Below are 12,378 nucleotides of genomic sequence, written 5' to 3' on the forward strand. Positions count from 1 at the left end.
GACTAACTTCAATACACAGCGAATTATAAACCCTGTATTATCCAAATTCTACTCTACCTTATTACTATCTAGTGCATATTTTATTAATGCAAGTTTGGATTTAAAAATTCAAATAACTTAAGGAATTTATTAATATAGAAAATGGATAGTCTAAAATCAAAATCAACATTATATTTCATTAGTGTCATTGCTAAGTTATCAGGGCAAGTAAATCCTAAAGAACTAGAACAAACACTCAATCAATCTATTGGTTATAATGAAAAAATTAACATTATTAAATCGAAACACAACATTCGCTGTAGGAATAAATATCAGAAAGATAAAAATATAGCTAAAATCGTTTGCCCAGCAATTTTATATAATACCAAAGGCGTAGCTTTTCTATTAGCTAACCGCAATCAAGAACAAGTTCTCATTCAGCAATTTGGGAATAAACCGCCAGAGATATGGAGCATTGACGAGCTAAACCAACAATGGAGTGGCCATTGGTTACAGGTAAGCCTTAAACAAGGGCAATTTGACATCACTTGGTTCCAAGCTGAATTTATGAAATACAAATCCATTATTTTGTGGGTTTTATTTTTTTCATTTATATTGCAAATCCTCGCATTAGTCTCCCCTATTGTTATGCAAGTGATTATGGATAAGGTGCTCGTTCATAATAGCTTAGTCACCTTGGACGTTTTAATTTTTGGGTTAATGGTTGCTGCACTAATAGAAGTAACGTTAAAAGGGTTACGTGAATATATTTACCATCATACAGTTAACCGTATTGATATGACACTCGGCTTAAAGCTAGTTAATCATTTATTGAGATTGCCTATTCCCTTTTTTAAAAGTAGGCAAATAGGCGCGATTGTCACTCGCGTAAAAGAGCTCGAAACTATTCGCGAATTTTTAACCAGTAGTTTTTTCACGCTATGTGTTGATGTGTTGTTTTTATTTGTATTCATTTTCGTGATGAATTTAATATCCACAACACTCACAATAATATTTTTGTGCTCTATTCCTTTTTATCTTTTATTGGCTTGGTGGCTAACGCCTAAAATCGAGTCTGCCGCACAGCAACAGTTTACTAATATCGCCATTAATACCTCTTTTTTGACCGAAAGTATTAATGGGATAGAAACCGCCAAAAGTTTATCCGTCGAACCGAATTTTACGCGTCGCTGGGATGGTCAAACCTCAGATATGAGCCAAACTAACTTTGTAGCAGGACAAATTAGCTCCCGTTCCGAGCATCTCGTAATGGCTATCGAAAAAATTACCAGTGCGATTGTATTGTGGGTTGGTGCCTCTGAAGTTTTAGCATTGCAGATGACAATTGGCCAACTTATTGCTTTTTATATGATGGTTAACCATGCTAACCAGCCTCTCATCAAACTGACCAAGCTATGGGGAGACTATATTCGCACGAGCGTCGCTATCGAAAAACTTTCCCAGATTATCAACTTACCCATCGAACAATCTCAGCAAGAAAATAAATTACCTCTTCAAGGGCATTTAAACCTAAAAAATATCTCGTTCCGCTACCAACCGAACATGCCGTTTGTTCTAAAAAACTTTAATTTAAATATTGCAGCGGGAGAAACCATTGGCATTGTTGGCACATCAGGGTCAGGCAAGAGCACTCTTGCTAAATTATTACTACGGCTTTATACCCCTGAAAGTGGAACCATATTTGTGGATGGCACTCCCATATCCGCGATTAACTTACACTCTCTTCGTCAGCAAATTGGTATTGTGTTGCAAGAGAATTTCTTATTCAGCCAATCTGTTTTTCATAATATTGCTCAAACCTCACCTAATGCCTCCATGGATGAAGTGGTTCATGCTGCCAAAATGGCGGGAGCACATGAATTTATTTTGAAATTACCCAAAGGCTACGACACTGTTCTTGCTGAGGGGGGATCATCTCTTTCTGGCGGTCAACGCCAACGCATTGCAATTGCTAGAACGCTGCTTTCAAACCCTAGAGTAATTATTTTTGATGAGGCGACTAGCGCTTTAGACGACGAATCCCAAGCAGTTATTCAAGAAAATATGCAATTCATTGCCAAAGGAAGAACCGTCATCACAATTGCTCACCGCTTATCAACCATTCGCCATCACCAGCGGATTATTGTGATGCAACATGGTGAAATCATTGAGCAAGGTAGCCATCAGCAACTTATTGAACAAGGTAATTTTTATAAACACTTGTGGACTCTACAGCAGTCTCTGAAATCAGACATGGACGTAAAATGAAACATCGATTAGACAAAAACCGTTATAACAGCTTTTTGCCTTCACACTTGGCGATATTAAAAACTCCCCCATCTTACTTGGCACTATACGTCGCTATTTCTATTAGTGTGGGTATTTTTCTTGCTGTGACTTGGTCGTTTTTTGGTAAGTTGGATATTCAAGCCACCACGCAGGGTAAACTTATTGTTTCAGGGCGAACACAATTAATTCAAGCGTTTGAATTAAGCCGTTTAGAACATATTCATGTTACTGATGGGCAAACAGTAAAACAAGGCGATCCTTTAATTACCGTCAATGTGTTAGGTGTTGACCAAGATATTCTAAGTTTAAATTATCAACACAACTTCCATTTGGCCGAAATAGTAATTTATCAAGCATTGATTTCACAACAGCCTATTGAGCAGTTACCTCTATTTAATCAATTAACTGAACTAGAGCAAAACAACACGCGGGCTAGCTATCAAACACAAAAATTAGAATTTGATTCATTAATGAATGAACTTAATAATGAAATTCAATTGAATACCGTCAATCAACAAGCCCGAAAAGATGAATTACTTACCATCAACTCCCTTATTGTCAATATCAAAAAACGCCTCGATGCACACCATTCGTTAACTGAAAAACAGTTAATCAGTCAAAAGGAATTTTTAGAACAAGAGCGAGAGCTATTAATCGCTAAAAAAGAAAAAGTGACCAAATTATCTGAGCTTTCAATTCTGAAAAGCCAGCACCATGCCTTAAATGAAAAAATAGACCGGATAAAAGCCCAAAAAAACCAAGAGTGGGATGAGAAATACAAACAAGCTGACTTTAAACGAGCTTCTCTTGAGCAAGAACTATTAAAAAATAAAGAAAGAAATCAATTAGAAATTATACGAGCCCCCGTTGATGGCACTATTCAACAGCTTGCTACACACACTTTAGGAGCTGTATTGCAACCCGCACAGCAACTAATGGCTGTTGTTCCTAACAATAATGTTCAATTAGCTGAAATTAAAATCTTGAACAAAGACATTGGGTTCATCCATGAAGGGTTGAGAGCAGAGGTGAAAATAGATGCATTCCCTTACACACGTTATGGCACGATTGAAGGTGAAGTGATTTCCATATCGCGCGACAGTACTCTCGATGAAAAGCTTGGATTAGTGTTCTTAGGGCAAATTGGTCTTAACCAAAAAGAACTATCCGTTGATGGTGAATCTATTGAACTGACTCCCGGTTTATCCATTGTGGCAGAAATAAAAACGGATAAACGCCGTATTATTGACTACTTGCTTAGCCCTATTAATGAATACACCTCAAACGCGATGAGAGAAAAATAATCGATGGAACAGTTTAATAATCATGGCTTGGATGCCTTAGTTTGGGTGGCTAAATATTACCAAAACAATGTTTCATCAGATCAACTCAGGCACGCAATTGGTATGCAAACTATATCTCCTACAGAGTGGGAAATTAGAGAGTGTGCACATACATTGGGGTATGAAACCGAGCTTATTACTGCACGATACACACAATTAATAACGCTACCTTTACCCGCTTTAATCTATATAGATGGTTTTTGGCAAGTTATTAGCCAAGAAAATGAATTAATTCTCATTAACCCTACTAATGAGGAACGAAAACCTATTCATAACTCTATTGGACATCAAGAAACTGAATATGATGTATTACTCATTAAGGAGCAATTAGAGCCAGAGCAAAAAAAGGCCTTTGGCTTTAGCTGGTTTATTCCCTCTGTTTTGCGACAACATGTTAAATTACGAAATATTTTTATTCTCTCTGCCATTATTCAGCTTTTCGCCTTAATTAGCCCGCTGTTGTTTCAGAATTTAATCGACAAAGTGTTAGTTGGTCGCAGTCTCTCAAATTTACATGTCATTGCATTGGCGATTTTTGCCATTGCTGTTGCAGAACCGATATATGGTTTTATTCGTAATAAAATTTTTAGTCATAGTAGTAGCCAGATCAGTGCTGAGTTGTCAGGGAAAATTTATCGCCACTTAATGGCCTTACCGTTAAATTATTTTAAGCTAAGGCCAACAGGGAAAATTATTGCCAGAATCCGTGAATTAGCCCATATAAGGCAATTTTTAACGGGCTCAACACTGATGCTGTTTATTGATTTTATCTTTGTCATCCTTTTTGTCGCAGTTTTATTTTCCTACAGTAGTTTGATGGCTTGGATTTTATTGGGCTCAATGGGGGTATTTTTTGTTTTATGGATGATACTCGGCCCCATTATTCGCCAACAAACTGAAAAATCTTATCAAGCGGATGAAAATGGTCTCACTTTTCTCACCGAAAGTATTACTGGGATTGAAACCATCAAAACAACCGCAACAGAAAAATACTTTAATCAACGTTGGAAAAAAATATTTAGCAAACAGCTAACTCAAAGCTTTAAAGTATCAATGCGCAGTGAAGTAGCCTCTCAATTAATGACATTTGTGAGCAAAATAACGACTGCGATCCTTTTGTGGGTCGGTGTCAAAGAGGTATTAAATGGTGGAATTTCTCCTGGCGAATTAGTGGCATTTAATATGCTAAGTGCGCATGTTACGCAGCCCGTATTGCGGTTTGCCCAGGTTTGGCAAGATTTCCAACATACCATTATTTCATTACGCCGAGTGGGAGATATTCTTGATGAACCGGTAGAAAATGAACGTAAAGGGATTGCAAATACATCAAATATTCACGGAAAAATAGAGTTTCAAAATATCCGTTTTCGCTATCAACCTGATACACCTGAAGTTCTCAATAATTTATCCTTAATGGTTAATGCAGGTGAATTTATTGGTATTACTGGCCCCTCAGGTTCAGGAAAAAGTACCTTAACGAAATTATTACAGCGGCTTTATGTCCCACAACATGGGCAAGTTATTGTTGATGGCATGGATTTAGCTGTCGCAGATACCGTATCATTACGCCGAAAAATGAGCGTCGTATTACAAGAAAGTACCTTATTCGTTGGTTCTATCGCAGATAATATCCGTTTGAGTCATCCACAAGCGACTGACGAGCAGGTGATTCACGCAGCAAAATTAGCGGGAGCTTATGAATTTATCATGACATTGACTGATAATTTTAATTATCCCTTATCAGAAAAAGGCTCCAATCTTTCAGGTGGTCAACGTCAAAGGATTGCACTTGCGCGTGCATTACTCACCGAACCCGATATCTTAATTCTCGATGAGGCCACTTCTGCACTCGATTACGAGTCAGAAGCCGCCATTATGGAGAATATGCCATTAATTACTCAAGGAAGAACCGTCATTAGCATTGCTCACCGGCTAAATACGATTATGCACGCTGATAGGATATGTGTGATTTGCCAAGGAGAAGTACACGAGATGGATACCCACGAAAACTTACTCAAATCAAATGGTTTATACGCCAATTTATGGCACCAGCAGACACAATAATACGAATAAAAAAGCATCACGCTTATAGCAAGTGGTGCTTTTTTACCAAAAGCGCTCATTTTACAATCAATTAAACCCAATCATCATTGATGAAGCTATAGCACAAGGGGATTAGCTAGGGTATCATGGCGCGCTGAATTACTGGCACACCCTTTTAGCAGTTATAGACATGGCAAAAGAACAAACGGATCGAACGACACTAGATTTGTTCGCTGAGGAACGAAGGCCTGGGCGACCTAAAACAAGCCCGCTATCACGGGATGAACAACTGAGGATCAACAAACGCAACCAACTGAAACGAGATAAAGTGAAGGGATTGCGCAGAGTTGAATTGAAACTGAACGAAGACGCTGTCGCGGTATTGAATCAGTTAGCTGAAGATAAAAATATAAGCCGTAGTGAATTGATCGAAGAAATTTTGATGTCACAACTTGAACATGTTGATACATCAATACTCAAGTAACGTTATCTTGATAAATCACACAAATTTGACAGACTTAGCAACATTTTTTCGCCAAAATAAGGCGTAATATTCTATCTATTTTCGTTCTAAACGGGCTATAGAAGGCGAATTTTCACCTCTAGCTCTCTTAGAAAAACAAGAGGTTAATCACTTTATGGCAGTCATAGGCATTTTCTTCGGAAGTGACACAGGTAACACAGAAAATATTGCCAAAATGATCCAAGAAAGATTAGGCAAAGATGTAGCAGAAGTTCACGATATCGCGAAATGCAGCAAAGAAGATATTGAAGCTTTTGACATTCTACTTCTTGGTATTCCAACTTGGTATTATGGTGAAGCCCAATGTGACTGGGATGATTTTTTCCCTACTCTCGAAGAGATTGATTTCGAAGGTAAACTTGTCGCCTTATTTGGTTGTGGAGACCAAGAAGACTACGCTGAATATTTCTGTGATGCTATGGGTACGATCCGCGATATTATCGAACCACGTGGTGCTGTTATTGTTGGTCACTGGCCAACAGAAGGTTATCACTTTGAAGTATCCAAAGGCATGGCAGATGACAACCATTTTATTGGTTTAGCTATTGATGAAGATCGTCAACCTGAGCTAACTGATGAACGTGTTGATGCATGGGTAAAACAAATCTCTGAAGAGATGTCTTTAGCTGAAATTTTAGGCTGATAGACTACATAAAGAACCCTTACCCATAGATTACACCACTGTCTTACACAAAATGAACCCCAAAGCCAGTGGCGTAGTCTAAAATAACCGATAAGGTATCCTAATAGGATAGGTTCTCAAGAGATTATCAAAATAATGAGACAATGCATGGTTTCTATTTTTATTTTCCATGCCTATAATTGTAAATCAGTTTAGAAGACAACTGTATTGATGTTAAAAATGTCTCATTATTGTTAAATTTATGATTTAAGATACAGGACAAACCCGCATGACAGACAACAATAAAGCATTGAAAAATGCTGGACTCAAAGTCACTCTTCCAAGATTAAAAATTTTGGAAGTACTTCAAGAGCCTGAGTGCCACCACGTCAGTGCGGAAGATCTCTATAAAAAGCTGATCGATATGGGTGAAGAGATCGGGTTAGCAACTGTATACCGCGTGTTAAACCAGTTTGATGATGCCGGTATCGTAACCCGTCACAACTTCGAGGGTGGTAAATCTGTATTCGAACTAACTCAGCAACATCACCATGACCATTTAATCTGTTTAGATTGTGGAAAAGTGATTGAGTTTACTGACGAATCCATTGAAACCCGCCAAAAGAATATCGCTGCTCGCCATGGCATTAAACTATCTAACCATAGTTTATATCTATATGGTCATTGCGCAGATGGTGATTGCCGTGACAATGCTGACGCACACGAAGCAAAAGAGTAATAGTATTCAACCATCGTTGATGAAACATCATGGTTAAAAATGCCAAAACCCTGATAATACAATTTTATCGGGGTTTTTTATTTTAAGTATTAATATTCCCTTTTTTACTCGATTAGTGATAATTGTTAGTAAGTAACTTAAACACAATTATTTATCACTGTATTTTAGCAACAATGCAAGATTTTTATAAAAACTATAATAGTTGCAATTCAAATCAAAACCCTTATATTATTTCAGAGATAAATATATTCCGTTATCTAGAATAATACTTTACATATCAAAGTGGTATATAAATAACATCATAGATGATTCCAAACATTTCATACTATTTAAAATTATTTAATTACCTTGCTATAATTTCAACTCCAAATTAGAGAGTTAATGATCCAAATGTAGTCATAACGTTAAATCATCATTTAAATGCGTAATTACATTTATTGACTAAACTAATTGAGTACTTGAGTACTTGAGTAATTTGTAAGAGATTAACTGATGAAAAAAACCTATCTTTTTCTCAATACAAGTTTTTTCTTCTGGTTTCTTACTTTAATAGGGTGGTTTTTTAGCTATTCGTCTATCACCTTATTTTCGTTTGTATTATCAATACTGTTCTTGATCGTATACTTCAATCAAAAAAAGGTAAGTAAAATGTTCACCAAAAGACAAAACAAGCCCACGCCTACAGCGACGTCCCCTTCTATAAGTAATGAGCCTGAAGTGACTACAAAAATAGAAGAACAAATAACACTGTCAACTCCGACTATTAGTGAAGAAAAATCGAATACGATTATCTCTAGGGACGTTATTTTTGAAGGAAATATTACGTCTAATGAGCAAGTGCATATCTATGGGAAAGTCATTGGAAATATAACAGGAAAAGAAAATACGGTTAAAGTTATGTTAAACGGCCAAGTTACGGGAAATATCACCTGCAAAGAACTGGTGGTTAATGGTCGTATTGAAGGTGAATGCTTATCTGATACTATTTGTATTGAAAATAATGGGGAAATCCACGGTACTATCCATTACAGTAGTTTATCAATTAAAAAAGGGGGAATTTTATCTGGCCAAGCACAAGTTAAAAACCCACCCCATCAATCAGAAAAAGTTACCGTATTAAAAGATAAATTAAAACAAGATACCCTTATACTCAATGAAAGTGTAAATAACGCATCCTTGTAATCAAAAATAAAATAAGGTGAATAAATTCACCTTATTTTTAACTCTTAATATAAGTGTTTATTCTTGTCTTAATATTCCATTCAATATTAAAAATATATGGTAAGCCTTTAGCTATCAGGGCAAATGACTGCTATAGTTTCTTTATAGCAGTCATTGCTACTAAAGGATTTTACTAATTAGAATACCGTGAATGGCATCATCACCATAAATTTAATATCTTTTTCATCTTGGAAGATATTTCCGTAACCACCGCCATAGCTCGGAATATCTGTATGGTTATCATACTTGGTAAAATGCAATTTAAATAATGTATCTTTTGCTCGACCTGACTGTACGGTATATAAAATATCAAAGTTCCATGCGCTTTCTTTTAAGCGTACATCCTGAGCATATTGGCTATTGGTACTTGGTTTAGCATCCCATCCATAAATATATGAGGTTCCAACCTTCCATCCAGCTAAGTCCCAATTTTTTAAATCATACATGACACCGGCCATAACGGCTTTTTCATTATTAGCATTCCAATCCGAACGGCCATCCCACCAAATGTCCATGCGACCATTTGATGTTGCCCAACCGGGGGTCATACGCTGCAGGAAATAACCTTGGTTACCTTTGGCTTTTACATAGGTTCCTTCTAATTTAAAATCAAATTCATCGTAAGTGTAGCCTAGTGTCATCGCTTGCAACCAAGCTAAACCGTCATAAACATCGTTAACTCCCCCCCCTGAAACCTTATCTTTTGCACCATAAAATTGATAAGACATACGTAAGTCACGGTCAACAACAGGAACTGCATAGGAAACCTTGGCAAAATATTGATCCATATAGCTTTTAGCTTGCCCATATGCCCCTTCTAAGACTAAATTGTTTTTAAAGTCATATTTAAAGCCAATTGAGTGTAAATAACTGATCCCAGTTTCACCATCCGCTTCACGAAAGTCATACATGCTACGGTACCAAGGTGCTTTATAGCGGTCAGTCCACATATAGGACATGCTAAGTTCACCATTTTGCTCAAAATCAAACACCCCGCCTACCTCTAATCCGCGATATGTACCCGGCATATAGCTCCAGTGGGATGCGAGTATAGTTTGACCAGTAGGTTGAATATAGCCACCTCTACCCCAGAAAGGGCCATATTTCAATTTTGCAGCAGCCTTATAAAAAGTCACACCACTACGATCTCCAGTCCATTTTTCATCCCAACGTGATTTCGCATCACTAAAGCCGATTTCATTGGGTGCAGCTGGCCCACTATTAGATAACTCAATAGCGGTAAAACCCGCTAAATCTAGCCCGATGATGTCCTGAAAATAACCGGATGAGAAATCAAGACTGGCATTAAATGTTGAGTGTTTAAGATTATCCGCATACTTTTTATATTTATCGCTATTTGGGTCTAAATCTTTACGTGAACGATCGCGTTGCCAGTAGTAAAGGCCACCTGTAAGTTTTGAATCTTCAATAAATTGCTCCGCATGCATGATTGGTTGATAACCAATAGGAAGCATTGCTATTGCAATTTTTAAGACGAGCAATTTCCTGCCAGTATTGACATTTTTATTAACCATTCTTGTATTCCTCTAATATTTTTTAATTTTATTTTTCGGCCGAAATACGATTTAACTTTCCATTTAAATCTAAATATTCACAATGAGTTATATCTCTTGCGATGTATTTAGCCTATTTTTTGCAACGCGAATTATCAACACAGATACAGGCTTTGTTGCCAAAATATGATCAATGGCACATTAATTTTAATTAACTGTCATTATCACCGATGATGACCTTGCTAAAAATAAAAAGTAATTGATTGATAAATATAAAAAATATGCATGGGATACGTATAAGGAAGTGTTTAAGAAAAAATCAATAAATTAACTAATTGTTCCTTAATTTCGTCTATTCTGCAGGAATTCGCTAAGTTCTATCACCACATTGACCTAATTGCCTTAAAATAGATCAGATTACTGAGTCAAATAATTAGGATAAATGTTGTTATGCTGAAAAATAACATACACAGCTATAAAATTTCTCAATAAATAATCAAATAAAATGTACAGCATTATTAAGAAAAGCACCGCATTATCATTTGCTATTATGAACTCTCCTTTTCAATATAAAGAGTTCGTAAATGAAAATAGACTTAACAGGCAAACGCGCATTAGTCAGTGCATCAACAGCTGGAATTGGTTATGCAATTGCTAAAGGCCTCGCTAATTGTGGCGCAGAAGTTTTGATTAATGGCCGTAACAATATACGTGTTAATGATGCCGTTTCTCTGCAGCGACTGCCGAAGAAGTCGCGAATATGGTAGTTTATACCTGCTCTAAACAAGCCTCAGCGACTTCCGGTGCAGCCTTACGTGTTGATGGTGGCGTTATCGATGACATTGTGTAATTCGAGCATTCAATAATATTGCCTTATTGTCACAGCAAAACTAACGGGGTACAGGCTACTGCACCCCGCTGTATGAAATAAATACTCGTTTTGATAATTAATATTTTTCGAATAATGCCTGAATTTGCTGAGGATCTTTAGTCTGAGTTAAGGCTAATTGCAGCAATACGCGCGCTTTTTGCGGATTTAACCTTTCTGAAGCAACAAAACCATATAAGTTATCATCCACTTCGGCATTTCTTGTCGTATACCCTGTTGGTACACGGCTTGAGCGAACGACAACCACGTCTTCTTTCGCTGCTTTTGCTAAAGCGTCAAAGACAGTCTTATACATATTACCGTTACCCACACCCGCGCTTACAATTCCTTCAACCCCTTCTTCTCTCAAGGCTTTCACAGGAGCTGCTGATGCATTGGCATAGTTATAAACGATACCTACCGCAGGGAGCTTTTCGAGCTTACTGACGTCGAATGCCGCTTTGTCACTACGAGGTTGCGCTGCTTGGAAATAAGTAACTTTACCATCATGAATAAAGCCTTCTGCCCCACTATTAACGGCATCAAACGCTTGTACTTCAGTGGTGCTCATTTTCATCACATTACGGCCTTGCACGACTTTATCGTTCATTGCCATCAAAACACCGCGCTCTCCAGCAGACTTATCCGTCGCTAAAACGACTGCATTATACAGGTTCAAAGGACCGTCAGCGCCTAAAGCCGTTGACGGTCGCATTGCACCAACCAAGACAATGGGCTTTTTACATTGCGTGGTTAAATCAAGGAAGAATGCCGTTTCTTCTAAAGTATCAGTCCCGTGAGTGATTACAAAACCATCTGTTTTATCACAATCTTGGTTAATTTTTTTCGCCAGTGCCAGCCAAACTTGGTCATTCATATCTTGCGAACCAATATTCACCAATTGTTCACCGCTTAAATTGGCAATTTTTTTGGTTTCTGGCACCGCATTAATTAAAGCATCAATCCCTACTTTACCCGCTTGGTAACTGGAGGATGTGGCTGAATCACCACCACCTGCTATCGTTCCCCCTGTCGCCAATACCGTAATATTCGGTTGAGCGATAGCGGATACGGCAAACAGTGAAACCAATGTCGCCAAAAGCGCTTTATTTCTGTTTTTCATCCTATTTTCCTTTCATTAATAAACTTCGGTTATTATGTGGAATTGTGCTGAATTTTATGTGACCTATACAATTATTTTAGGATAAATAATGAATTTTAAGATGATTTATCTATG

The 12,378-nt window shown here is 37.3% G+C and carries 9 protein-coding genes and 2 pseudogenes; 9 read left to right on the forward strand and 2 right to left on the reverse strand.

Annotated features, from left to right (window positions below; all coding sequences use genetic code 11):
• The first annotated feature begins 141 nt into the window (after positions 1 to 141).
• From P3L37_RS13220 to P3L37_RS13250, 7 genes are all read left to right on the forward strand, one after another.
• Positions 142 to 2,247, forward strand: a complete 2,106-nt coding sequence (locus P3L37_RS13220; RefSeq protein WP_110731823.1) for a peptidase domain-containing ABC transporter — start codon at positions 142 to 144, stop codon at positions 2,245 to 2,247.
• Positions 2,244 to 3,572 carry an HlyD family type I secretion periplasmic adaptor subunit gene (locus P3L37_RS13225; protein WP_004909537.1) on the forward strand — a complete coding sequence of 443 codons (1,329 nt, stop codon included), beginning with the start codon at positions 2,244 to 2,246 and terminating at the stop codon, positions 3,570 to 3,572. The genes P3L37_RS13220 and P3L37_RS13225 overlap by 4 nt, the downstream gene beginning before the upstream one ends.
• Positions 3,573 to 3,575: 3 nt before the next feature.
• Positions 3,576 to 5,675, forward strand: coding sequence for a type I secretion system permease/ATPase (locus P3L37_RS13230; protein ID WP_109911040.1), 2,100 nt, complete (start codon positions 3,576 to 3,578; stop codon positions 5,673 to 5,675).
• A gap of 169 nt (positions 5,676 to 5,844) precedes the next feature.
• Positions 5,845 to 6,138 (forward strand): LexA regulated protein, encoded by a 294-nt coding sequence (ybfE, locus tag P3L37_RS13235; RefSeq protein ID WP_004909532.1) that lies wholly within the window; start codon positions 5,845 to 5,847, stop codon positions 6,136 to 6,138.
• Between the two features lie 154 nt (positions 6,139 to 6,292).
• Positions 6,293 to 6,820, forward strand: a complete 528-nt coding sequence (gene fldA, locus P3L37_RS13240) for a flavodoxin FldA (RefSeq protein WP_004256261.1) — start codon at positions 6,293 to 6,295, stop codon at positions 6,818 to 6,820.
• Positions 6,821 to 7,088: 268 nt separating this feature from the next.
• Positions 7,089 to 7,538 (forward strand): ferric iron uptake transcriptional regulator, encoded by a 450-nt coding sequence (gene fur, locus P3L37_RS13245; RefSeq protein WP_004256285.1) that lies wholly within the window; start codon positions 7,089 to 7,091, stop codon positions 7,536 to 7,538.
• A gap of 648 nt (positions 7,539 to 8,186) precedes the next feature.
• Complete coding sequence (locus P3L37_RS13250) at positions 8,187 to 8,720, forward strand: polymer-forming cytoskeletal protein (RefSeq protein WP_004909525.1); 534 nt, start codon at positions 8,187 to 8,189, stop codon at positions 8,718 to 8,720.
• A gap of 176 nt (positions 8,721 to 8,896) precedes the next feature.
• Here the strand turns inward: P3L37_RS13250 and chiP are convergent, their stop codons facing one another.
• Positions 8,897 to 10,294 (reverse strand): chitoporin ChiP, encoded by a 1,398-nt coding sequence (gene chiP, locus P3L37_RS13255; RefSeq protein WP_109911038.1) that lies wholly within the window; start codon positions 10,292 to 10,294, stop codon positions 8,897 to 8,899.
• Positions 10,295 to 10,857: 563 nt separating this feature from the next.
• On the opposite strand from chiP, the pseudogene P3L37_RS13260 reads away from it, so the two are divergent.
• Together P3L37_RS13260 and P3L37_RS13265 are read left to right on the forward strand one after the other, a co-directional pair.
• Positions 10,858 to 11,004: pseudogene (locus tag P3L37_RS13260) on the forward strand (oxidoreductase); the annotation flags it as partial.
• Between the two features lie 2 nt (positions 11,005 to 11,006).
• A pseudogene (locus P3L37_RS13265) lies at positions 11,007 to 11,123 on the forward strand (SDR family oxidoreductase); the annotation flags it as partial.
• Positions 11,124 to 11,220: 97 nt separating this feature from the next.
• Here the strand turns inward: P3L37_RS13265 and ansB are convergent.
• Entirely contained in the window at positions 11,221 to 12,264 is a 1,044-nt protein-coding gene (gene ansB, locus P3L37_RS13270; protein WP_109911037.1) for an L-asparaginase 2, read from the reverse strand.
• Positions 12,265 to 12,378 lie beyond the last annotated feature (114 nt).

It is taken from the genome of Providencia sp. PROV114 (assembly GCF_032704305.1).
Taxonomy (GTDB): domain Bacteria; phylum Pseudomonadota; class Gammaproteobacteria; order Enterobacterales; family Enterobacteriaceae; genus Providencia; species Providencia rettgeri.

Coding starts and splice junctions, on each gene's coding strand:
- P3L37_RS13220 (WP_110731823.1), top strand. CDS start 142: ATGGATAGTCTAAAATCAAAATCAACATTATATTTCATTAGTGTCATT.
- P3L37_RS13225 (WP_004909537.1), top strand. CDS start 2,244: ATGAAACATCGATTAGACAAAAACCGTTATAACAGCTTTTTGCCTTCA.
- P3L37_RS13230 (WP_109911040.1), top strand. CDS start 3,576: ATGGAACAGTTTAATAATCATGGCTTGGATGCCTTAGTTTGGGTGGCT.
- ybfE (WP_004909532.1), top strand. CDS start 5,845: ATGGCAAAAGAACAAACGGATCGAACGACACTAGATTTGTTCGCTGAG.
- fldA (WP_004256261.1), top strand. CDS start 6,293: ATGGCAGTCATAGGCATTTTCTTCGGAAGTGACACAGGTAACACAGAA.
- fur (WP_004256285.1), top strand. CDS start 7,089: ATGACAGACAACAATAAAGCATTGAAAAATGCTGGACTCAAAGTCACT.
- P3L37_RS13250 (WP_004909525.1), top strand. CDS start 8,187: ATGTTCACCAAAAGACAAAACAAGCCCACGCCTACAGCGACGTCCCCT.
- chiP (WP_109911038.1), bottom strand. CDS start 10,294: ATGGTTAATAAAAATGTCAATACTGGCAGGAAATTGCTCGTCTTAAAA.
- ansB (WP_109911037.1), bottom strand. CDS start 12,264: ATGAAAAACAGAAATAAAGCGCTTTTGGCGACATTGGTTTCACTGTTT.